The sequence below is a fragment of the Metabacillus bambusae genome, from assembly GCF_017497975.1.
In the GTDB taxonomy this organism is placed as follows: Bacteria; Bacillota; Bacilli; order Bacillales; family Bacillaceae; genus Metabacillus; species Metabacillus bambusae.
Window position 1 is genome coordinate 99720 of record NZ_JAGDEL010000017.1, and the last position, 22779, is coordinate 122498.

The window sequence follows — 22779 nt, forward strand, 5'->3', positions numbered from 1 at the left end:
AAAGCCCCTTAAAAAGGGGCTTCTGTGAAGAATGGCTGTATGTAATAGATATTACATGACAAACTATAACTTATTTTCCTGCTACAGCGTCTTTAAGTGCTTTACCTGGTTTGAAAGCAGGCACCTTGCTAGCAGCAATTTCAATTTCCTCACCAGTTTGTGGGTTACGACCTTTACGAGCCGCACGCTCACGAACTTCGAAGTTACCAAAACCGATAAGTTGTACTTTATCACCATCTTTTAGTGCATCTAAAATTGTATCGAAAACAGCATCTACTGCTTTAGTTGCGTCTTTTTTAGATAATTCACTAGCTTCTGCTACCGCATTGATTAGTTCAGTTTTATTCATGCCTTTCACCTCCTCCCAAAGGGATGGAATTACTATTAGTCTTCATTTCTTCACAGATTAGATAAATTCTATACATGATAGAACGTGAAAATACTATCAACACGCTTATCTTATATGATTTTTCTACATAATTCAATGATTTTCATCATGAATATTGGTGTTTTAGGAAGAATCGACCAATAGAGAAAATAATTTCTGTAAAAAGAGTAACATAATAAAACATGTGAATCAAGTTTTATCCTAATAAAAAACCAATCATATCAAGGGTTAATTACTAAAATAAGAATAAATGTTCTTATTTTATGTTTAATTTCTCCACTTACATTACATTTTTGTAAATATTATCTTAATATATGTCATAATTGAGCATGTGGTTTTATATTTTATATCTATTTAACTTTATTAATTTACCAGAATAATAAAAGCGATGAGAAATTTACCTTTCTTATATAACAAGGCTCTTTTCAAAGGGGGTGTTGCTTTTAATACAAAAACTATTTCAGGTTGATTAGAGCGGATTGCGAGACTCCTGCGGGAACAGCGGACAGGTGAGAACCCAAAGGCGTTTATGCCGAGAAGGCTCACCGCCCGCCCCGCGGAAAGCGAGCATCCTTTCGCTGCAATTAACCTCAAAGCATTACTTGGTAAAAAGCAATAAAGTTTGGTGAGTCAGCCCAAAACAAAAAAGACCTCTTAATTAGAGGTCCAAAAGTTATAAAATAATCGCTATTAATCCACCGGAGCCTTCATTAATAATTCTCTCCAATGTTTCTTTTAGTTTATAACGTGCATTTTCAGGCATTAAAGATAATTTTGCTTGAATTCCTTCACGGACAATGGAGCTTAAGCTACGTCCAAAAATATCAGAATTCCATATTGATAACGGATTATCCTCAAAGTCTTGCATTAAATAGCGTACTAATTCTTCCGATTGCTTTTCAGTTCCAATGATTGGAGCAAATTCAGACTCTACGTCAACTTTGATCATATGAATAGATGGTGCAACAGCCTTAAGACGAACACCAAATCTTGATCCTTGTCTAATGATTTCAGGCTCATCAAGACTCATGTCAGTCAAAGCAGGTGCTGCAATCCCATATCCGGTTTGTTTTACCATCTTTAAAGCATCCGCAACTTGATCGTATTCTGCTTTAGCATAAGCAAAGTCCTGCATTAACTGGAGCAAATGATCTTTACCACGAATTTCTACTCCTACAACCTCTTTCAAAATTTGATCATATAAATCATTTGGTGCATATAAATCAATCTCTGCAATTCCCTGACCCATCTCAATACCAGCTAAGCTTGCTTTGTTAATAAAATCATATTCACTAAATTGTCCGACAACTCGATCTACATCTCGAAGTCTTTTAATATCTTTCACTGTGTCTTTGACAGCTTCTTGGTAACTTTCACGTAACCAATGATCTTCTCTTAATACCATTACCCAGCTTGGTAAGTTTACATTTACCTCTAACACAGGGAATTCGTATAAAGATTCTCTTAAGACACTCATAACATCTGATTCCCTCATGCTTTCAACACTCATTGCTAGCACTGGAATATCATATTTTTCATTAAGTTGCTTACGAAGGGCTTCCGTTTCAGGATGATGAGGGCGGACCGTATTAATAATCATAATAAACGGTTTTCCCACTTCTTTTAATTCTTCAATTACTCTTGATTCTGCTTCTAAGTAATCCTGACGTGGTATATCTCCAATCGAACCATCAGTTGTAATCACACAACCAAGTGTAGAGTGCTCTTGAATAACCTTACGTGTTCCAATTTCTGCCGCTTCGTGAAATGGTATCGGCTCTTCATACCAAGGAGTATTAATCATGCGAGGACCATTTTCATCCTCATAACCTTTAGCGCCAGGAACAGTGTAACCTACACAGTCTACTAATCTAATATTGACTTCAAGTCCCTCATCCACATGAATAGAAACTGCTTGATTCGGGACAAATTTCGGCTCAGTTGTCATAATTGTTTTACCAGCTGCACTTTGTGGTAATTCATCTTGAGCTCTAGCTTTGTCAGATTCATTGTCAATGTTAGGTAGTACGACTAATTCCATAAACTTCTTAATAAAAGTAGATTTACCTGTTCTTACTGCACCAACCACTCCTAAATATATATCGCCACCAGTTCGTTCAGCGATATCCTTGAAAATATCTACTTTTTCCAAGTGATCCCCTCCCGATCATACAATATTGGGATAAAGCTTATCCGTCTTCTTATAGGACATTATATATGTATGACGTTGTCCTATTTATTTATGCCTTTGTTGCTAATTTTTTTTCCAATATCGATTTTTTTATTAATTACACCTCAAAAGTGAAAAAGAAAACCCTTCTTTTAGAGTTTATTCTTTAAAGAAGGGTTCATGACTTTTTTATGAAGTTTTTTTAAAATAGGCTCTGTTAAACTTGGTTGTTGATTTCTCTGCAGGCGTTCGCTCCAATCAACAAAGTGCCAAAATCAACAGTGAGCTTTAACGTAGCCTAAAAACAAAGTGTTATTCTTTCTCTACAATAAATACAGGTTCGCCTTTTTCATCAATTGTATATGGCAAAGAATATGCAGGAACAAAATAGGTATCCTTTACTAATAGATCCCTAATATCATCACCTGGCTTGTAAGAATGGTCCTTTTCTTGCAATGCTTTATATAAATCAATACGATAGTCTACATAAACTTTCGCGTTTTTATCGATAACTAAAGGTAAATGCTCCCCCGAAAACGGACTTTCAACTAATGGATCTTCCTCGTATCCAAGTTTCTCATAATCTAATGTGTAGATATCATTTGTTATAAGATCTTTAAATGGAGGATAACCATTTGATTGACGATAGACATCTAACCTAACCGTTAGTTCATGTATTGCCTCAGCAATACGTAAATCAATTAATTTCACTGTTGGGTTTTCTTCAACGTCTACAAGTGCATATAAATAGATTCCACCACTTTCAAATGCGGTTCCAGGTGGTTCAGCCATATATTTTGGAGATAACGCTGAAAAATCTATAGGATATTTTTGATAAATCGGTGTTGTCATGTCCCTCGTCTTTATTGGAAGTAGCCCACCTGATTCTTCCTGAAATCGATCTACAGAATTTTGGACTGCAGCAATTTGGTCTTCATAGGGTATTGTATTTTTCTGTAGTTTTTCTTCTGGATAGAGACAACCAGATAAAAGGAAACAGCCAAAAAGACAAGCCATAATCTTAATAAATTTCATCCGCAATAACTTCCTTTTACATTTAATTATTCGGTAACAGGGCCGCTGAATACGACAAACAAAATGATAATCCCTGCTAGAATCATAAAAATATAGGCTAATATTGTAAAGATTACTTTTAATAACCCTTTTAATTTAAAGCGACTTAGATAAATAAACAATATTGCAATAAACATAAACCCCATCGATGCAAATGATATCCACATTTTCATAAGGGCTGCACTCATAAACAGACTCCTCCTTTAAAACAAAAGCGCAAAAGCCTTGATCATTCTCGGGCAAACAAATTAGATATTCATGAATAAAAGCTGTATTTACATACAATTCGATATAGCTAGACGCTTACAGATGCAAGCGCTTATCCACATTACTTGAAATTTATCATTACCTAAGCATTATGAAGAGCGTATCCGCCTTGTTCATTATGTATTAAAATTTTAAGACCTACTATTTATAATATATAAAAGTTGATTCCATGGTCGATTATAATATACTTTACAAGGCTTGTCCAAGCGAGTCTTTTTATGATAATTCTTGTATGGAACCAATAAAAAACTGAAGTAAAGAGGGGACGAACTTTACTTCAGCAATTTATACGACTAAATAGTACCCATCAATAAGAACAACTCTTATTTGACTACGTTGCATTCTATGCGGATATAAATGATTTTGCATCCTCTAATGCCTAGATATACCGTGTAAACTTTACAAGTCAGGTTTATTGGTCAGGCTACCCAAGAAATCAGATCAAGCATGTCATATTTATCCGCAGTATTTTACATGCAGCTTTCATACCTTATAGGATATATTGTTCCTATTTTTTTAATTCTTCGTATTATATGCTAGGTATGATGTGTTTGTCACCTATTAACTGAAGGAAATAGGAAAGAAACTAAGCTAATTTATTTGAATAGCCACCCGATTTAGAAAATAGACTAGTTCTATTAATAAGCTAGTCCATTTAGGCTCGTCTTATTAATTTGTCATTTAATAGTATTTGTATTTTAACTATTTAAAGTGTGACTGAAGAAAAATTAAACGATTTAAATTATCGATTTTCCATAATGTTCACAAGGTCTTCCATTTCATGTGTTTTTACACGTGCCATTAAAGAATCAACCGCTACTTTTGGAGATTGTCCATTAAATAACACCTCATATAAAGCCTCAGTTATTGGCATTTTCACATCATATTTACGAGCAAGCTGGTAGGCAGCTTTTGTCGTCCGTACTCCTTCAACAACCATTCCCATATTTTCTAATACTTCTTCTAGCTTTTGACCTTTTCCAAGGAGATTTCCTGCTCTCCAGTTCCTAGAATGCACGCTTGTACACGTAACAATTAAATCTCCAATTCCAGTTAAACCTGAAAAAGTTAATGGATTTCCACCCATCTTGCTACCTAACCGTGCAATTTCAGCAAGTCCACGAGTAATAAGAGCAGCTTTTGCATTATCACCATAACCAAGGCCATCTGTAATACCAGCAGCCAAAGCTATAATATTTTTCAATGCTCCACCAATTTCAACACCAATAACATCAGGATTGGTATAGACGCGGAAATGTTGATTAATAAACAAATCTTGTATGTATTCAGCAGCTACCATGTTTTTAGATGAAGATGTTACTGTTGTAATATGTCTTTGACTTACCTCTTCAGCATGGCTTGGACCAGATAGGACAACAACATCTTTTAGTAAGTGGCTTGGCATTTCAGCTTCGATTATTTCTGAAATACGTAAGAGTGTATCAGGTTCAATCCCCTTGCTAACATGAACAATTGTAATGGCTTCTTCAATCACCTTCGTAATTTCATTCAAAACACCACGAATTGCTTTTGTAGGCACTGCAAGTACAACAGTTTGTGAACCCACCAAGCTTTCCTCTAAGTTTGAAAATCCCTCAATTTCAGCTGGCAATTCAACTCCAGGAAGGTATTTTTCATTTTTTTTCGTATTATTAATCTCATTAATTAATTCTGGACGATGACCCCATAACTTAACATTGTGACCGTTATCTGCAAGGACAATCGCTAAAGCCGTACCCCAGCTCCCAGCACCTAATACTGTAATTTGTTCCAAATTAACACGCCCCTTCTCATTAGGAAATGAGACTAACCTCCATTTATATAAAGTTAGCCTTATTCCTCATAATAGCAAATCATTTAAAGTAAGGATTACTTTCTTTCTCGAGTAAAGATTTTTATAGGTGTACCCTCAAATTCAAAAGCTGCTCTTATTCGATTTTCTAAAAAACGTTCATAAGAAAAATGCATGAGCTCTGGATCATTAACAAAAACAACAAATGTAGGTGGCTTGACTGCAACCTGTGACGTATAGAATATTTTCAATCGTTTACCTTTATGTGTTGGAGTTGGATTCATGGCAACAGCATCCATGACAACATCGTTTAAGACATTTGTTTGAACTCTTCTAGAGTGATTTTCACTTGCTAAGATTATATTAGGCATTAATGTGTGAATTCGTTTCTTTGTCATTGCTGACAAGAAAACGATCGGCGCATAGTCTAAGAATTTAAAATGATCACGAATATTTTCTTCAAATTCCTTCATTGTTCGTTCATCTTTTTCTACTGCATCCCATTTATTCACAACAATTACAACAGCTTTCCCCGCATCGTGAGCATAACCTGCTATATGTTTGTCCTGTTCAATAATTCCTTCTTCACCATCTATAACAACTAAAATAACATCAGAACGATCAATTGCCTTTAGTGCACGAAGAACACTGTATTTTTCTGTTGTTTCATATACTTTTCCTTTTTTTCTCATACCAGCTGTGTCAATAATAACAAACTCTTGACCTTCATATTTATACACTGTATCAATTGCATCACGAGTTGTACCTGCAATATCACTTACAATGACACGTTCTTCACCCAATATTGCATTTACAAGTGATGATTTCCCTACATTCGGTCTACCAATTAATGAAAACTTAATTGTTGTGTCATCATAATCTTCTGAGCCTATATTTTTGAAATGTTTCGCCACTTCATCTAATAAGTCACCTAGTCCTAAGCCATGAGAACCTGAAATCGGATATGGTTCCCCGAATCCTAGAGAATAAAAGTCATAAATATTTGCTCTCATTTCAGGGTTGTCTACCTTATTAACAGCAAGTACGACAGGTTTATTTGAACGATAGAGAATTTTGGCTACCTCTTCATCAGCAGCAGTTACTCCCTCACGTACATTTGTTAAGAAAATGATGACATCTGCTTCTTCAATTGCAATTTCTGCTTGTTGACGAATTTGTGATAAAAACGGTTCATCTCCGATATCTATTCCACCTGTATCGATGATATTAAATTGATTATTTAGCCATTCTCCAGAGTTATAAATTCGATCTCTTGTCACTCCAGGAATATCCTCTACAATCGAGACACGTTCTCCTACAATTCGGTTAAAAATTGTAGATTTCCCTACATTAGGCCGTCCTACGATTGCAACAACTGGTTTTGCCATGTCTTACACCCTTCCTATTTTACATTCCATTATTATGTTTCCACATTTAATTGTGAATTTCCTAAAGAGAAGAAGTCTCAACTCACCTACATATAAGATGAGAAGCTGTACATTCAACAGTCTATGAAAAGTTAAAAATGTTCTATATCTAATTTCATAACATTAAAAGTATTTTATACGACTGGGTAAACTTACAAAAGCACCAGCGCACTAACATCACACCTAATATGTAAAAACTAATTTCCCTCTACAAAAGAAACCCTTCTATTTAAACAAGAAGGGCTTAACTTTTATATATTAGCAAACAATTCATAAATACTCAACTTAGTGTTTCACAATAATATACAAATCCTCCCCAATTCCATGTGCGATTCCATCTAAAATTGCTTCAAGATTTTTGGCATAAAAATGCATTTCTTCTTGAGTTTTGCAAATGAAAATTGCTGTACCACCAGCTGCTTTCGTTTCATCAGTTGTAATGATAGCCAGTATGTATTTTTCAAGTACACTACTCATTTTATTCCTCCATGTCGGTTTGCCTTCGCTTCAGATGGCATTCTAATAGCATTTTCAAGTGTAGGACACTCACCAATTACTCGAATCGCTTTTTCAATATCGCGTTCTTGAGGAAGAACAAATACACCAAGTCGACCATCATCAAGATCTCTTTTTGCCAATGGAACCAAAGATGGTTCTCCTGAATCACGAACAACCCCTAATGCAGTTGATACATCATGAAGTATCGCTTGTCTTTGCCCTAAATTGGCAATTGTTGTTTTTGAGTTGTCATTTTTAGGCGTTAGAACAAAACCTAAACCATACTTTAAAATCGCTTTTTGTTTATCAGGGATCCCAATATTCATTATATAAATATCATCAACATATAACCCTGCTCCTTCAAAATGAAGATCTGCTGATCTAATATTTACTATATCCTTTATTCTACTTCCAGCCATAAGCTTTCTACAAATAACGAAACAAATAGCCCCAACAATGATTGCAGTATAAATATTTACTGTCAAATAGGCAAATGTAGTGAGCAGAGATGTAAAAATAACTAAATAATTTCTACTTTCAAACGCAATTGCAATTCCTTCAATATATGTACTCCCCCGTGGAACAAGTTCAAAACCATCCAAAACGGTTAACGTATTCCTCTCCATGTTACGAACATCACGAAATTGAGATGCTGCTAATGTTAGAAAGGTAATCGCTGTAAAGTCCTCTTCCATAATCGATGGAACTGCAACTGTACCTAAACCAGCCGCAATAAAACCGAGAGCAATATGAATAATTTTCCCATGTAAGTAAGTAGGATATTGCCTGTAATCTGTTCTAAGCATATGGAGACGAGTAAGTACTCCAACTATCACACCAAAAAGTACTGGCATTGTGTATTCATTCATATCAACCTTGTTTCTCCTTTGCCGGTTTTTGTAACGTTTGTTCAATAAAGACAATAACTTGTTGAGATATTGTGCAAAGATAAATAATTAAGCACCCAATAACCATCATATCTAAAAAAGCAGCAGTCCCAATTGTTAAGCCTTTATGAAACTTACCTAAAATAAACCAGTATAAAAGTTCACCTTGACATACTGAAATAATGTAAAGAGCATACTTTTGTACAGTATGTTTTCCTAAATAGATGGCTAACACGCTGACAGCTACACTTACAATTAATCGATAATCGAACAAAAACCAAACTGGATCATAAATGCGGAAGAGTAAAATACCTGCATAAGCAAACATTAATGTTATTGTTGTCATATAAAAAGAAACTGCTCTTCGTTTTTTATGTTTGACGGCAAGATAATATCCTAAAAGCAAAAATAATAGAAGCGAAACCCTGACATAAAAATCTCCAATAATCATATAAAATTCACTAATGATGATGTTAAGCATTATAAAAATTGCTAATTTTATTCTCGTTTTTCCTTTTTTCATAAAAAAAGTCGTAACAACCCAAGCTAACCACATAAACCAATAAAAAAATATTCCTTCCACTCTCCACCCCTCCTACTATTCCCATTATGTCTTTTTCCAATTACCTTTAATCGAAAAATTAACAAAAAATAGCACTAATGAATAAAACAAAACAGACAAAAAATGATAATACACATGATAGGAGGTTTTAAAATGGGAAAAGATCGTCAAGAAAAAAAGCTTAGAAAAAGTGGAAGAGTAGAATCTGATCGTGATCAATCACTTAACTACCCTGGGGCTACAACATTAGAAGGTCCTGAATCCGCTAGAAACAGAAATAAAAAATAATTAGAAGTGTAAGCCTGTTCCTATATTATTGTCCTTTAAGAAGAAGCTTACTGTTCTCTGATAACAAAAAATGGCTAATTGGTTTAATAACCAACTAGCCATTTTTTCATCAATTTTTTCTGATGCAGTATCTCTTTGTATCGATGCCTCTTTCAGTTAACCAATGATGGGTTTTTCCACTGATAACTAATGGAGCATATTGAAGTTCCTGTATTGTTCTAGAACCAAGTGCAGTCATAATGATCGTTAATTCCTCTACCATTTGGTTAATTTCTTGTTCTAAATGCTCATAGCCCTTATCTATGAATACTTTTAGTAAATAACCAGCTATCCCTACTGCTGATGCTCCTAATGCTATTGCCTTTGCAATATCAAGTGCATCTTGAATTCCACCAGAACCAATTACAGGGATACGGTTTAAACTGCTTACCTCTGCAATTGAGGCTGTAGTTGATATTCCCCATTGATCAAAAAAATTGAGCATTTTTTGCCGTCTCATATTTTCTATCTTCGAAAAGTTTGTTCCACCAAATCCTCCAACATCAACAGCAGATACCCCTACCTCTTTTAACTTAGCGGCTACTTCTCGATTCATACCGAAGCCAACTTCCTTTACAATTACAGGTACGTCAACACCTTTGACAATTTGCTCAATTCTTGATAATGCTCCACTAAAGTCACGATCGCCTTCTGGCATTACTAGTTCTTGTACAACATTTAAATGAATTTGTAAAGCATTCGCTTGAATCATATCAACTGCTATTTTTGCTTGTTCAGTTGTTGCCTCACTGCCTAAATTCCCAAAGATTATTCCATCTTTATTAACTTTTCTAATAATTTCATAGGAAGGACGCTCACTCTTATCTTTAATCGCAGACATTTGTGAACCAACTGCTACTGCTATATTTGCATTTTTTGCAGCTTTTGATAATGCTTCATTTATAATTACCGTATCCTCACCACCACCACCGGTCATAGCGTTTATAAAAAGAGGCGAACTTAAAGTAAGTTCGCCAACTTTTGTTGATAAATCTATTTCTGCTACAGACAAGTTTGGTAGACTCTGGTGAACAAAGGTAATATCGTCGAATCCATTTGTGCGTTGTTGCCCCGTTGCTAAAGCATGTTGGATATGTTCGATTTTTCTTTGTGCTCTTTTGCTCACCTATATCACCATTATTTGAGTTTTTTTAATTGATCTCCAATCATTTCACCTAACTGGAAGCCAGAAGATGATTCTTCCCCAGCTTGGTAATTACGGAAATCTTCATCAGTTGCTTTTGTAGATTCTTCTAATTCACGAATGCTTAACGAAATGCGTTGTTCTGATTCGTTAACATCTAATACCTTAACTTTAACAGATTGATTTTCCTCTAATACTTCTTGAGGAGTCCCAATATGTTTATTAGAAATTTGCGAAATGTGGACAAGACCTTCAACTCCAGGTAATATCTCTACAAATGCACCAAAGGATACTAGTCTTCTTACTTCACCTTCAAGAACATCTCCAACCTTCACTTTGTCAGCGATACTTGCCCATGGTCCAGGGAGCGTTTCTTTAATAGATAAAGAAATTCTTTCATTATCACGGTCAACTGCTAGAACTTTAACCGTTACAGTTTGACCTTCTTCAACAACATCAGAGGGTTTGTCAATATGTGTATGGGAAAGCTGAGAAATATGAACTAATCCATCGATTCCACCAATATCAACAAAAGCACCGAAATCTGTAAGGCGCTGAACAGTACCTTCGATTGTAGACCCTACCTTAATAGAATCTAATAAAACTGATTTCTTTTCTGTTTGTTCTTTTTCTATTACAGCACGATGTGAAAGAATCACTCTGTTTTTCTCGCGGTCTAGCTCGACTACAATTAATGAAAGAGTTCTCCCCATGTATTCTGAAAAATCTTCTACAAAATGTGCTTCAACCAATGATGCAGGGATAAAGCCTCTTACTCCTAAATCAACAACAAGGCCACCTTTTACAACATCTTTAACTTCAGCTTGAAAGATTTCTTTTGATTCGAATTTTTGTTCTAATGATTCCCATGCTTTTTCTGCATCTACTGCTCTTTTTGAAAGAACTAATGCTTCATCTTCAACCTTAGTTACTTTTAATTCTAATTCGTCATTTTCTTTTGTCACATCAGAAGCTTTTTCTACATGAAGGCTAGAAAGTTCACTAATTGGAATAATACCAGTATGCTTACAGTTTTCAATTTCGACAATAACCTGTTTTTCTTCTACTTTTGTCACGATACCTTTTACGATATCTCCAACTTCAGGTGTTTCAACTTGTACGTTATTCAACTCTTCTACCATCTCAATTACCCTCCTTGGTCAAAACCTGCGCGACTTTTGATTAAATATATGTAAGATTTCATTTTATTTAAAAGGAATTTTTATTCATTAAAAATAAAATAAAAAAAACCTCTTTTAATAAACTTCTAATAAATGCTACTTTTTGTCAAGTAGTAAGTACTCAACTTGGTTATTTTTCGAGAAGTTTTCCTATTTCCCCCATAATAATCCCTGTCATTTCCTCAGTAGTGATTTTTTTCTCTCGATATTCATCCATATTAATAGGCTTACCATAAACAACACGTAATGTTTTAAAAGGTTTATATGGTCCGATAATTGCACATGGTACTACTGCTGCTGTAGAACGGAGTGCAAAAAATCCCGCGCCGGGAAGTCCTTTACCTAATTCTCCATCTTTGCTTCTTGTTCCTTCTGGAAAAAATCCTAAAACATTACCTTCTTTTAAAATTTTAAGACCTGTTCGTAGTGCTTCACGGTCACTGCCACCTCTATTTACTGGAAAAGTCCCAAAGTTCATCAGTAAGTCCTTTAATATTGGCACTTTGAATAACTCTGCTTTCGCCATAAAAAATACTTTTCTTGGTGCAGTAATTCCAACGACTGGCGGGTCATAATTGCTAATATGATTGGTACAGAGAAAAACCCCTCCATCTTTCGGGAAATTCTCTAAACCTTCAACTTTAATTCGATATGTTGGCTTTAAAATACCAGCTACAATTGATCTTGCAAAAGGATATAATGACACGTTATCAAAGCCTTTCTTCTATATAATCTTCTATTCTTTTTACGACATCGTGTATAGACAATGCTGTAGTGTCAATTTCGATTGCATCCTCCGCTTTCCTTAAAGGGGCAACTTCTCTTTCAGAGTCTAATTTATCACGATTGGCAATTTCTTGTTTAAGTTGTTCAAAATCAGATGAATAACCTTTTTTCTGATTTTCTTCATGACGTCTTTTTGCTCTTTCTTCAACAGTTGCTCGTAAAAAGATTTTCAACTCAGCGTCAGGTAATACATGTGTTCCGATATCACGACCATCCATTACAACGCCACCTGTTTTTGCCAATATCCGCTGACGTTTTAGCATCTCATCTCTTACTTTAGGGTGCATAGCCACAATTGACACATTATTTGTCACTTCATTTGACCGAATGATTTCCGTAACATTATCTTCGTTGACCAACACGATTTGACCATCTTCTGATGGCTGTAGTTCAATTATTATGGTAGAAAGAACGTCTGCTACCTTTTCCTCATCTTTTAGATCTATGTTTTCTTGTAATGCTTTGTATGTCAAGGCACGATACATTGCACCAGTATCTATATAAATGTATGAATAATGCTCAGCAATTATTTTTGCAACCGTACTTTTACCAGCAGCAGCTGGACCATCAATTGCTATTGAAATTTTATGTTTCATATTTCCTCCAAATAGGTTTTTAGTCTAGTAGTTTTAAATGTCATTAAGGTGCAAAGGAGAACGTATTTGGTTGATGCTTTAATAAATGTCTTAGTTATAGCATGCCAAATAAATGAAGCAGGTCAAATCCCCACCTGCATCATTTCTATTGACTAAATGTTTCCAGCCATTCTGTAACCGTAATTTTATTTACGCCCTCATATTGAACTACACGAGAAAGGTATGGTTGAATGGTCGATTGTTGAATCAATAGCTGCGCACATACTAATGCTACAAATTGAATGACAATTAATTTGATTAAAATACGTTCAAACCGTTTCATTGCTTCAACTCCGGTATTTTTTAAAATGCATCTAGCTCCAGCGTCCTATTAGCTCAATACTGATCGTTGTGCTTACGCTTTTATTCATAGTATGCATAAAAATACCATTATTTATTCTGTAATAAGTCCTTTTCTACGCATTTGGATTTGTTGCTGAAAGCAAAAACGAATCAATGTTTGTTGAGTGGCATCATCGATTTCTAAAAACTGTAGCGGTGCTTTTAAGAATAACTCATTTTCAGCAGGTATAAAACGGATAATTCTAGCATTTAGTTTTATATATTCAATTGTTTCATTTTGAAATGGTAGTGAAAACCATACAACTATCTCTTGACCTTGCTTCAATTTTGTAGATTTTGGGAGAAGGACAGCTGAGCCTCCAGCACTTATATCTGTTGTAACAGCAATTATAGGTTGAAGTTCATCTTGCTTAGGATGAATTGCAACATCAATTGAAGTATCAACCCTTACAAATTCTCTCCTTTGAATCCGAATTAACTGATTGTCACCAGGATATGTAATAGAAATCATTGGAATGTTTTCCTTCACACGTCCAGTAACCTCTGTTTGAAAACGAAACGCATTATGATCCTTGTTAACAAAAGAAGCGATTAGCTCTGTACCGAGCATCAAATAGGCCGAACGACCTGTAATTGCATTAATTGGATAATCGATATATAGTTGATTTCCTTTTCTTTCGACTAGCTTACACTTTAGCCTTTCACCATTACCATCTAATGTTTCTAAATTTATGACATCCCCAATTTTAAGCACAATATCACTCTTTCTGAATACTCTCATTCTTATTAAAGCATGGACCATTCCGATGCGCAAGAGTACAAACTTCAGAAAATAGATAAGTGTGTTAAAACGAAAGAGGATATCCTAAAAAATAAAACAATTAGGATATCCTTTGTAAATTTCTTATTTTATTTTAATGATAAAACAATATATGCGACCTTAAATTTCTTAGTATCTCAATTGAAAAATAAAGAATATTTATTCAGCTTTCACTTTGATTATTCAAAGTTCTTAAACCTCTTGAAAGATCGGTTCTGGATTTTTCAATTTCTCAATTTTTTCTTCCATACCATTTTCAGCATCAATAAAAATTCGATATGTGTCAGCATTAATTGTCCCTAGGAACTCATAGCATAGTACTTCTTCCCCTAATTCATTTATGATTATGGCTAGTCTATCCTGTTGTACTTCTAAACTTGGATTTAACCTTTCAGCAGCTTCCTTTTTAGAAATTTTCGGTTTTGGTATTTCCCTTTTTTTATGTGCAGCTAAATAATCACGTGCAGAAAGACCTATGACCTGACCATCATCTAAAGCAACTTTCATTCTTATTGAATCCGGATAAATTCTCACACCATCAACAATTGATACGAAAGAAAAGACCCCGATGTTATCATACTGAGCACTTTCAAATAGATCAAGATCTTCAAAGCCATGTTCATTTAAGAATTCTCTGGCATTATTAGAGGCTTCATTAAGACTAATAACATTTTCTTTAATGTCACGATTTTGAACTAAGTAAATGGGATGTCCACCTTTTTTTGTTAAATCCATATCGATATCAGTATTATTCTCTTTGTCGTGCATAGAAACACTATAGAAACCAAATGATGAGCCTTCACCGTTTTCTGTTACCTTCAAATCTGTTACTTTATTTGGGACAAAGGTTTTTGCAATTTTTATTGCTGCTTCTTTACTGATCTCTTTACCCTCTAACTTATCAAAACCTTCTCCTGTTTTATTCATGGATGTAAAACTTGCACCAAAATCAGACTCTGAGTATGCCTCTACATTTTTTTCGACTGTTTTAAATCCATCTATGATTGTATTATCCGCTTGCTTTTGTCCAGAAGCTAAAGCTAATTCAACATCCATCCAACGTAAATTGTTTTCAATGACTAAGTGTTGAACATTTCGTAGTTCATTTTGGATATCTTCCGATTTCGTGTACATTGACTTAAGCTTTTTATACTCTTCATCTGTTAGCGGTTCTTTCTCTAAATCACGAACAGCTGCTCGATAAGTAAAATCACTTATTCCAGCCAAGAGTTCTTCAGTTTTATTAAAAGGCAATAACGTTAAAGGAAGTTGTCCTACATCTGACTGTGCTTCAGATGTTATTCTCCACACGTCCGCTAGTGCAGGCGATAAGGATTGTTTTGAATTCATAGCTAATGTTGCTCCAATCCGATCATGCAATTGGTCCACTCGATAGGTTAAATCATGAAAGGCTCGCTGATAATTATTCTCTGCTTGAATCAGCACTGCGTTTTTTTCTTGGTGTTCTTTATACCCCCAATAACCGGAACCGATAACTGCAACTGATAAAATACCAATCAAGATTCCACGAATCATGCTTCATCACCCTTTCTATTCACAGAAAATATGCTTTCCAATCCGTTTAATTTGTGGTCTTCCCCAAATCCATGAACTAGTTGCTGTATCAGGGTTAAAATAATAAATGGCTCCTTCAGTTGGATCAAATCCATTAATTGCATCTAATACAGCCTTCTTAGCTTGTTCATTAGGTGTGAGCCAAATTTGACCATCTGCGACTGCAGTAAAAGCTCGAGGCTCAAAGATAACACCTGCTACTGTATTTGGAAATGTAGCACTATTAACACGATTTAAAATAACCGCTGCAACAGCTACCTGTCCGATGTACGGTTCACCCCTCGCCTCTCCATATACTGCATTTGACATTAATTGAATATCATTTTGTGAATAGCCACCTGGTAAATTAACAGCAGTTGACTCCTTTTGTTCTTTGTTTTCGGTTGCTTTATTTTGTGCTTCCTGTTTCTGTTGTGCCTCTTGCTTTTGTTGGGCTTGCTGATTCTGTTGGGCTTGCTGATTCTGTTGAGCTTGCTGTTTTTGTTGGGCTTGCTGATTCTGTTGAGCTTGCTGTTTTTGTTGGGCTTGCTGATTCTGCTGGGCTTGCTGCTTTTGTTGGGCTTGCTGATTCTGCTGGGCTTGCTGCTTTTGTTGGGCTTGCTGATTCTGCTGGGCTTGCTGCTTTTGTTGGGCTTGCTGAGCTTGCTGCTTTTGTTGGGCTTGCTGCTTTTGCTGGGCTTGCTGTTGATTTGCTTGCGCTTTGTATTTTTGCTCACGCTGTTGTTTTCTTTGTTCTGCAATTTGCCTTGCCTTTTGTATTTGTTGTTCACTCGGTGCAGTCTGTTGTGCTAATGGAACCCCGCCATAGTGAGTAAATCTTTTTCCTTCATTAATTTGCTTATAAACAAAATCTTTGTAGAACTTGGTAGAATTCATTAGCATATCCTTCGTTTTTTGACCAACTAGGCCATCAACTTCTTCTAAACCAAACATATGCTGAAAATTTCGCACTGCCCAATACGTACTCCATCCGTAAACTCCATCAATAGTTCCATGGTAATATCCGTTATATTGAAGTCTTGACTGCAATTCAATAACATCACTACCCGTTGCACCTCTTTGAATAGTTTGTTCTGAAAAAGCATGTGCCTCTGGGACATGTATTGAAAAAAATTGAAATGTGACGGATGTAAAAGTTACTACTGCTACCATCAACATTATGCGCATGTTTTTCATGTTGCTGCCTCCTCAAGTAGATGTAAATGCTTAAACGTATTTTTTGTAGTCTTTGGTATTTTATTCATACTAAATTATGTAGCAGCCAATTTAAACAATTCATGGCATTATGAACAATTAATACTTAATGAGTTTTATGAATGAAAAGTTTGATAAAATAACGACAAAAAAAGCTGCACTAGGGCAGCTTAGAATCAATTATCTTTAATCTTGCTTTTTTAGCTTTATGTAACGCGAACCACCATAGAAATAACATAAACGGAAGCATGATATAGCGCCAATTCATATAGCTTAATAAAATAGAATCATACATTGAATGTAGTAAGATTGGGATTATGCAAGAAAACAGAATCCACTTTTTACGATTATCACCACTTGAGAATTTACCTTTTCCTAAATAATAACCCATTATGACACCAAATAAGGCGTGACTTGAAACAGGTAAAATTGCCCGACCAAATGCATACTCTACTCCATTCGCAAATAAATAGACGATATTTTCTAAAGTAGCAAATCCTAGTGAGACAGATACACCATATACGATTCCATCATAATGTTCATTGAAATGGACGTGCTGATAGATTGTAAAGAACAAGATGAACCATTTAAAAAATTCTTCAAGAAATCCAATAGCAACAAACGTATATAGTATTTTAGATGGAAAAACTGATTCAATTTCTAAAACATATTGAATAAACATAATAGGAAAAACAAGCAGTGCCCCGAAAATAAACGAACGTAGCACCATATAAATAGGCTCAGATTCGTATTGATCTTTCAAATAAAAATAGCTTAATAAAGCAAGACCTGGGGCGATGCCCGCAGAAATAATCGCAATCATTCACAGGCCTCTTTTCTAAATGAAAATCTCTCGATTAACTAGCATTAATAAACCTTAAAAATCAAATGTAAATAACATATCGAAGTGTTTTAGTATAAAAAGTAAATAATAAATAGTAATAAAAACGAATTTTCTATAGACGTTTCACTTTATTAATCGTATCATGATATCGTAAAATTGAAAATGACTAAACGTTTAAACAGAACAATTATTCTAGCACATACTTGGAGGATACAACGATGAAAAATATACTATTAATTCATACAGGCGGAACAATTTCTATGAAAGAAGATGAAAAGACTGGTGAAGTAAAGCCTGGTGAAAAAAATCCTCTTGTCGATCATATTAAAGAAGTTCCTGATATTAATATAATATCAACAGAGCTCTTCCATCTACCATCACCACATATTACACCAATTAACATGCTGCAAATTAAAAATTATATTGAAGAAAATAGAAAGAATCATAATCTTGATGGAGTTGTTATTACGCACGGAACAGATACACTAGAAGAAACTGCATATTTTCTTGATGTGACATTATCATTGCCAATTCCAGTTGTTTTAACTGGCGCGATGAGATCAAGCAATGAATTAGGTTCTGATGGATTGTACAATCTTTTATCTTCATTAAAGGTTGCAATATCTGAAAACGCTAAGAATATGGGAGTTCTTGTCGTTATGAATGATGAAATACACACAGCAAAAAATGTAACAAAAACACACACAAGTAATGTTGCAACCTTCCAAAGTCCACAATACGGCCCAATAGGAATTGTAAATAAAGGTGGTGTGTTCTTCCACCACAAGCCAGTAATCAACAAACCATTACAAGTAGCCAATCTTGATAAAAACGTACTTTTACTTAAAGCTTTTGCTGGAATGGATGATAGTTTTTTCCATGCGATTGACCAGTTACAACTTGATGGTCTGGTTATTGAGGCATTAGGACAAGGAAATTTACCACCAATGCTACTCCCTAGCTTGAAAAATTTATTAAATAAAGGTGTACCAATAGTTCTTGTATCCCGCTGCTTTAATGGTATTGTTCAAGATATTTACGGCTATGAAGGTGGAGGTAGACACCTGAGGGAACTCGGAATGATTTTTAGCAATGGTTTAAATGGTCAAAAGGCTAGACTAAAGCTGATGATCGCATTAGAAACAACAACTGATCGTAAAAAACTAGAAGAGATATTCTCGATATAAATGGTCGGTTAGAATGGTGAATATTGCAAAAGTGAGAGGTGGGCACAACATACATCTCTCACTTTTTTGTTCTTAGTTTTTTTTTTGTATTGCCTCATTTATAAGTTGACCATGAAAACGTCCATTTTCAATAAATATTTCGTTTGCATTATTTCCTGCTGCAATAACTCCAGCAATAAAAATACCTTCAATATTAGTTTCCATCGTTTCAGAATTATAGGTTGGTCGTCCAGTCTCGTGATCAATAGATACACCCATTTTTGTTAAAAACTGATGGTCGGGATGATAGCCTGTCATAGCAAATACAAAATCATTTTTTATTTCTTTTGTTTGTCGATTGACTTGAAACTTTAGTGTATGTTCACCTATTTCAGTAACATTCGCCTGAAATTCCATCGTAATTGTACCATTTCGAACAAGTGCTTCAAATTCTGGTAAAATCCATGGCTTAATGCTAGGCGAATATTCATTTCCTCGATATAACACCGTTACCCTTGCACCAGCTTTTACTAGCTCTAAAGCCGCATCAACACTTGAATTTTTCCCACCAATAACGACAACATCTTTATTAAAGTAGGGATGCCCTTCTTTAAAATAATGAAATACCTTTGGTAAATCCTCACCAGGTATATTCATATAGTTGGGATGATCATAATAGCCTGTTGCAATTACAATATTTTTTGCTTCATATACCTCTTTATTGGTATAAACCATAAAGTAGTTTTCCTTTTTTTCAACACTTTCGACGGTTTCGAACGAATGAATGCGTATCTCTTTTCTACGTACAACTTCCCGATAATAGGCTAATGCCTGGTTCCGAAATGGCTTTCGATTTTCTGTGATAAATGGTACATCACCTATTTCAAGTTTCTCACTTGAACTAAAAAACGTTTGATGTGTAGGATAATTGTAAATTGCATTTACTATATTCCCCTTTTCAATCACTAGAGGCTTTTTCTCTGTATGTTCTAAAGCGATCGCAGCAGAGAGACCACAAGGGCCCCCACCGACTATTATAGTATCTTCCTTAATCACGAATCTCCACTCCTGTGTTAATTAAAATTGTTATTGTTTTCAATATCTTGAAACTCCATAAGCATGTCATTCAATATGATACTCATGCTCTGAAAGAGGACTAAAAGTACTTGAGGGCTATGAATAATTGTATAAGAACAAAAGCGCAAGCGCCTTGAACAGCCTCGGGCAAATAAGACGCTTAAGAATAGAAGGTGTTCTTTACCTTCAATTCTTAAGTGGCTTATGACCTCGAGGGGCTAGGCGCTGGAGATGGATGCCAAACGCTTATCCACAGTACAAGAATTTTATTATTTCCTAGACGATAAAAAAATCTCCTATCAAACATGATAGGAGATTTTTCAATCTGTTGCAAATAGAAGACCTTAGATCCAGCCTCTGAATCTTGAAGCCTCTGCCATTTTTCGCACACCTACCATATAGGCAGCTAAGCGCATGTCAACTCTTCGATTTTGACTTGTATCATAAATATTATTAAACGATTTCACCATTACAGTTTCAAGCTTTTCTTCCACTTCATCTTCAGTCCAATAGTAGCCTTGGTTATTTTGAACCCACTCAAAATAAGAAACTGTTACGCCTCCAGCACTTGCTAAAACGTCAGGAACTAGAAGAATACCACGTTCAGAAAGGATTCTAGTCCCTTCCAATGTCGTTGGCCCATTTGCAGCCTCAACAACAATGCTTGCTCTAATATTCCCTGCATTTTCTTCAGTTATCTGATTCTCGATTGCAGCTGGTACTAGAATATCACAATCAAGTTCAAGTAATTCTTTATTTGTAATTGTATCATTAAACAGCTTTGTTACTGTACCAAAGCTATCACGACGATCAAGTAAATAATCAATATCTAAACCATTAGGATCATGTAGTCCACCATAAGCATCAGAAATCCCAACTATTTTCGCTCCAGCATCATGCATGAATTTCGAAAGATAACTTCCAGCATTACCAAAGCCTTGTACAACAACTCTCGCACCCTCAAGCTTTATGCCCTTCTTCTTTGCTGCTTCACGAATACAGATTGTAACTCCTTTTGCCGTTGCAGATTCACGTCCATGTGAACCACCTAAGACTAAAGGTTTTCCTGTTATAAATCCAGGAGAGTTAAATTCATCAATTCGGCTATATTCATCCATCATCCAAGCCATAATTTGAGAATTAGTAAAAACATCAGGAGCAGGAATATCTTTAGTTGGACCAACAATCTGACTAATCGCACGAACATAGCCACGACTTAATCTCTCTAATTCTCTAAACGACATATCTCTTGGATCACAAACAATTCCACCCTTACCGCCACCATAAGGTAGATCAACAATGCCACATTTCAAACTCATCCATATGGAAAGAGCTTTTACTTCTTTTTCTGTTACATTAGGATGAAATCTAATTCCACCTTTTGTTGGACCGACTGCATCATTATGTTGTGCACGATAGCCAGTAAAGATTTTGACTGAACCATCATCCATGCGAACTGGAATTTTTACTGTCATCAATCTAATTGGTTCTTTTAATAATTCGTAAACTTCTTCAGGATACCCTAGTTTTTCAAGGGCATTATGTATCACCGTTTGTGTGGATTTCAACACATCAAGTTTATCATTTTTAGCACCGGTGTTTTTCTCGGCTACCATTTAAGCTAACCTCCTAAATCTTATCAGTAAATGAAAGAATGTCCACCTTTCAGACATTAGTATACACTTTAAAAATGTTTATGCAAAGAAGAAAAATCATAATTATAAGATTTTCATTTCATTGCGTAAACGATTTCAAGATTAACTAGATTTACGGTTGTAGATTTTGACCATTTTGTTTATTATAACGAGAATTTCAGTAATTTATTAAATGTTTTTCATCCTACATTAAAAACCAAAAAAACGACATATTTTGTGATATGTCGTTTTTTAATAGTTTAAAATAATTCACCAAGAAGTCTTTATCTACCCCACCCTCAAAGAGGTCTACTCATTTTTGTTCTTATTCCAAAAATGATAATAGATTTGTTGGATCGCATTATCTTCCATAATGGTTTTACCGTATTCTTTTAATCTATGGACAGTTAAGGTCGAAGGACTTCCGTATTCAGCTAATATCGAGACTAAGTCATCAAGTTCAATTTGCTGATCGTCACTTAAGAGTAAGTAATAGCGTTCTTGAAAAAATATGACCATACCTTCAAAAACATTTTTTTGATATAGACAACTTGAAAGTTGAATGATATCTTCAAATGATTCATATTCATAGATAACGTCAAAACTTTCATCTAATTTAACTTGCATTTCTATATAATCATCAGAAAAATCATCATCAATCTCGTCGTTTTCTTGACTATTTGTGACAATAACAACCATCCCTTGAGCATGAAGTGAATACACTTCGACAGCAATAGGTCCATGCGCCTCAAAGCCCAATTCCACGCTTGCTTCATTCATCATATCCCTAAATAATTGATGAACTTTTAACGAGTCTTTCCAGAGATCTTCTTTCGTAAGTCCTCTGTCTTTCAAATCATCTGTTGTTAAGAAAATTTTTATCTTATCATAGTTCAGTCGCTCTAGCCGCATCCCATACCCTCCTGCCGTCAGAACGCTCTATATACAATCATAATATGATTTTTATATGAGATGGTTCTAATATTTTTTAACAGTTTACACTCTGTACATAATTAAGACAAGTAAAT

The 22779-nt window shown here is 35.0% G+C and carries 23 protein-coding genes; 2 read left to right on the forward strand and 21 right to left on the reverse strand.

The genetic code is table 11. The features are described 5' to 3' along the window. Nucleotides 1-70 precede the first annotated feature (70 nt). The 9 genes from hbs to I7822_RS19845 all read right to left on the reverse strand — a co-directional run bounded on the left by hbs (nucleotide 71) and on the right by I7822_RS19845 (nucleotide 9086). A complete protein-coding gene (hbs, locus tag I7822_RS19805; protein ID WP_034332307.1) occupies nucleotides 71-349 on the reverse strand; it encodes a non-specific DNA-binding protein Hbs in 279 nt (92 codons plus the stop codon). A gap of 712 nt (nucleotides 350-1061) precedes the next feature. Then, entirely contained in the window at nucleotides 1062-2540 is a 1479-nt protein-coding gene (spoIVA, locus tag I7822_RS19810; protein WP_207980808.1) for a stage IV sporulation protein A, read from the reverse strand. 330 nt (nucleotides 2541-2870) lie between these two features. Then, nucleotides 2871-3593 (reverse strand): YphF family lipoprotein, encoded by a 723-nt coding sequence (locus I7822_RS19815; RefSeq protein WP_207980809.1) that lies wholly within the window; start codon nucleotides 3591-3593, stop codon nucleotides 2871-2873. A gap of 26 nt (nucleotides 3594-3619) precedes the next feature. Then, nucleotides 3620-3820 carry a DUF2768 domain-containing protein gene (locus tag I7822_RS19820; protein WP_066331999.1) on the reverse strand — a complete coding sequence of 67 codons (201 nt, stop codon included), beginning with the start codon at nucleotides 3818-3820 and terminating at the stop codon, nucleotides 3620-3622. A gap of 821 nt (nucleotides 3821-4641) precedes the next feature. Continuing rightward, entirely contained in the window at nucleotides 4642-5673 is a 1032-nt protein-coding gene (locus I7822_RS19825) for an NAD(P)H-dependent glycerol-3-phosphate dehydrogenase (protein ID WP_207980810.1), read from the reverse strand. A 95-nt stretch (nucleotides 5674-5768) separates the two neighbouring features. Beyond that, nucleotides 5769-7079: a ribosome biogenesis GTPase Der gene (gene der, locus I7822_RS19830; RefSeq protein ID WP_207980811.1), complete on the reverse strand. Its 1311-nt coding sequence runs from the start codon at nucleotides 7077-7079 to the stop codon at nucleotides 5769-5771. 324 nt (nucleotides 7080-7403) lie between these two features. Then, nucleotides 7404-7595: a capping complex subunit for YIEGIA gene (locus tag I7822_RS19835; RefSeq protein WP_066332019.1), complete on the reverse strand. Its 192-nt coding sequence runs from the start codon at nucleotides 7593-7595 to the stop codon at nucleotides 7404-7406. After that, complete coding sequence (locus tag I7822_RS19840) at nucleotides 7592-8485, reverse strand: YIEGIA family protein (RefSeq protein ID WP_207980812.1); 894 nt, start codon at nucleotides 8483-8485, stop codon at nucleotides 7592-7594. Before I7822_RS19840 ends, I7822_RS19835 begins: the two co-directional genes overlap by 4 nt. Before the next feature lies 1 nt (nucleotide 8486). Continuing rightward, nucleotides 8487-9086, reverse strand: coding sequence for a YphA family membrane protein (locus tag I7822_RS19845; RefSeq protein ID WP_207980813.1), 600 nt, complete (start codon nucleotides 9084-9086; stop codon nucleotides 8487-8489). Nucleotides 9087-9218: 132 nt separating this feature from the next. Here I7822_RS19845 and I7822_RS19850 point away from each other — a divergent pair, with 132 nt between their 5' ends. Next, on the forward strand, nucleotides 9219-9353 hold the full coding sequence (locus I7822_RS19850) for a YpzI family protein (protein ID WP_066332037.1): 135 nt from the start codon (nucleotides 9219-9221) through the stop codon (nucleotides 9351-9353). Nucleotides 9354-9462: 109 nt separating this feature from the next. On the opposite strand, the gene fni is transcribed toward I7822_RS19850, so the two are convergent. From fni to prsW, 9 genes are all read right to left on the reverse strand, one after another. Continuing rightward, nucleotides 9463-10518, reverse strand: a complete 1056-nt coding sequence (gene fni, locus I7822_RS19855) for a type 2 isopentenyl-diphosphate Delta-isomerase (protein WP_207980814.1) — start codon at nucleotides 10516-10518, stop codon at nucleotides 9463-9465. An 11-nt stretch (nucleotides 10519-10529) separates the two neighbouring features. Then, complete coding sequence (rpsA, locus tag I7822_RS19860; RefSeq protein ID WP_207980815.1) at nucleotides 10530-11678, reverse strand: 30S ribosomal protein S1; 1149 nt, start codon at nucleotides 11676-11678, stop codon at nucleotides 10530-10532. 169 nt (nucleotides 11679-11847) lie between these two features. Continuing rightward, a complete protein-coding gene (locus I7822_RS19865; protein WP_207980816.1) occupies nucleotides 11848-12423 on the reverse strand; it encodes a lysophospholipid acyltransferase family protein in 576 nt (191 codons plus the stop codon). 4 nt (nucleotides 12424-12427) lie between these two features. Beyond that, complete coding sequence (cmk, locus tag I7822_RS19870; RefSeq protein WP_207980817.1) at nucleotides 12428-13099, reverse strand: (d)CMP kinase; 672 nt, start codon at nucleotides 13097-13099, stop codon at nucleotides 12428-12430. 145 nt (nucleotides 13100-13244) lie between these two features. Beyond that, nucleotides 13245-13421: a YpfB family protein gene (locus tag I7822_RS19875; protein ID WP_207980818.1), complete on the reverse strand. Its 177-nt coding sequence runs from the start codon at nucleotides 13419-13421 to the stop codon at nucleotides 13245-13247. Between the two features lie 111 nt (nucleotides 13422-13532). Further along, a complete protein-coding gene (locus tag I7822_RS19880) occupies nucleotides 13533-14195 on the reverse strand; it encodes a flagellar brake protein (RefSeq protein WP_207980819.1) in 663 nt (220 codons plus the stop codon). A 258-nt stretch (nucleotides 14196-14453) separates the two neighbouring features. Then, nucleotides 14454-15797, reverse strand: coding sequence for a germination protein YpeB (gene ypeB / locus I7822_RS19885; protein ID WP_207980820.1), 1344 nt, complete (start codon nucleotides 15795-15797; stop codon nucleotides 14454-14456). 15 nt (nucleotides 15798-15812) lie between these two features. Further along, nucleotides 15813-17003, reverse strand: coding sequence for a spore cortex-lytic enzyme (sleB, locus tag I7822_RS19890; RefSeq protein ID WP_443673944.1), 1191 nt, complete (start codon nucleotides 17001-17003; stop codon nucleotides 15813-15815). 187 nt (nucleotides 17004-17190) lie between these two features. Next, a complete protein-coding gene (gene prsW / locus I7822_RS19895; RefSeq protein WP_207980821.1) occupies nucleotides 17191-17853 on the reverse strand; it encodes a glutamic-type intramembrane protease PrsW in 663 nt (220 codons plus the stop codon). Between the two features lie 239 nt (nucleotides 17854-18092). Between prsW and I7822_RS19900 the strand changes: the two genes are divergently transcribed. Continuing rightward, entirely contained in the window at nucleotides 18093-19061 is a 969-nt protein-coding gene (locus tag I7822_RS19900) for an asparaginase (RefSeq protein WP_207980822.1), read from the forward strand. A gap of 72 nt (nucleotides 19062-19133) precedes the next feature. Here the strand turns inward: I7822_RS19900 and I7822_RS19905 are convergent, their stop codons facing one another. The 3 genes from I7822_RS19905 to I7822_RS19915 form a co-directional block, all read right to left on the reverse strand. Further along, a complete protein-coding gene (locus I7822_RS19905; RefSeq protein ID WP_207980823.1) occupies nucleotides 19134-20096 on the reverse strand; it encodes a YpdA family putative bacillithiol disulfide reductase in 963 nt (320 codons plus the stop codon). Nucleotides 20097-20461: 365 nt separating this feature from the next. Next, the gene (locus I7822_RS19910; protein ID WP_207980824.1) at nucleotides 20462-21733 is read right to left on the reverse strand and encodes a Glu/Leu/Phe/Val family dehydrogenase; all 1272 of its coding nucleotides are present in this window, start codon (nucleotides 21731-21733) and stop codon (nucleotides 20462-20464) included. Nucleotides 21734-22060: 327 nt separating this feature from the next. Further along, nucleotides 22061-22663, reverse strand: a complete 603-nt coding sequence (locus tag I7822_RS19915; protein ID WP_207980825.1) for a genetic competence negative regulator — start codon at nucleotides 22661-22663, stop codon at nucleotides 22061-22063. Nucleotides 22664-22779 lie beyond the last annotated feature (116 nt).

Bases quoted from the DNA above. Each gene is read 5' to 3' on its own strand.
- cmk (WP_207980817.1), bottom strand. From the start codon at position 13,099: ATGAAACATAAAATTTCAATAGCAATTGATGGTCCAGCTGCTGCTGGT.
- prsW (WP_207980821.1), bottom strand. From the start codon at position 17,853: ATGATTGCGATTATTTCTGCGGGCATCGCCCCAGGTCTTGCTTTATTA.
- I7822_RS19900 (WP_207980822.1), top strand. From the start codon at position 18,093: ATGAAAAATATACTATTAATTCATACAGGCGGAACAATTTCTATGAAA.
- I7822_RS19835 (WP_066332019.1), bottom strand. From the start codon at position 7,595: ATGAGTAGTGTACTTGAAAAATACATACTGGCTATCATTACAACTGAT.
- I7822_RS19850 (WP_066332037.1), top strand. From the start codon at position 9,219: ATGGGAAAAGATCGTCAAGAAAAAAAGCTTAGAAAAAGTGGAAGAGTA.
- I7822_RS19840 (WP_207980812.1), bottom strand. From the start codon at position 8,485: ATGAATGAATACACAATGCCAGTACTTTTTGGTGTGATAGTTGGAGTA.
- I7822_RS19875 (WP_207980818.1), bottom strand. From the start codon at position 13,421: ATGAAACGGTTTGAACGTATTTTAATCAAATTAATTGTCATTCAATTT.
- hbs (WP_034332307.1), bottom strand. From the start codon at position 349: ATGAATAAAACTGAACTAATCAATGCGGTAGCAGAAGCTAGTGAATTA.
- rpsA (WP_207980815.1), bottom strand. From the start codon at position 11,678: ATGGTAGAAGAGTTGAATAACGTACAAGTTGAAACACCTGAAGTTGGA.
- ypeB (WP_207980820.1), bottom strand. From the start codon at position 15,797: ATGATTCGTGGAATCTTGATTGGTATTTTATCAGTTGCAGTTATCGGT.
- sleB (WP_443673944.1), bottom strand. From the start codon at position 17,003: ATGCGCATAATGTTGATGGTAGCAGTAGTAACTTTTACATCCGTCACA.
- der (WP_207980811.1), bottom strand. From the start codon at position 7,079: ATGGCAAAACCAGTTGTTGCAATCGTAGGACGGCCTAATGTAGGGAAA.
- I7822_RS19820 (WP_066331999.1), bottom strand. From the start codon at position 3,820: ATGAGTGCAGCCCTTATGAAAATGTGGATATCATTTGCATCGATGGGG.
- I7822_RS19915 (WP_207980825.1), bottom strand. From the start codon at position 22,663: ATGCGGCTAGAGCGACTGAACTATGATAAGATAAAAATTTTCTTAACA.
- I7822_RS19815 (WP_207980809.1), bottom strand. From the start codon at position 3,593: ATGAAATTTATTAAGATTATGGCTTGTCTTTTTGGCTGTTTCCTTTTA.
- I7822_RS19910 (WP_207980824.1), bottom strand. From the start codon at position 21,733: ATGGTAGCCGAGAAAAACACCGGTGCTAAAAATGATAAACTTGATGTG.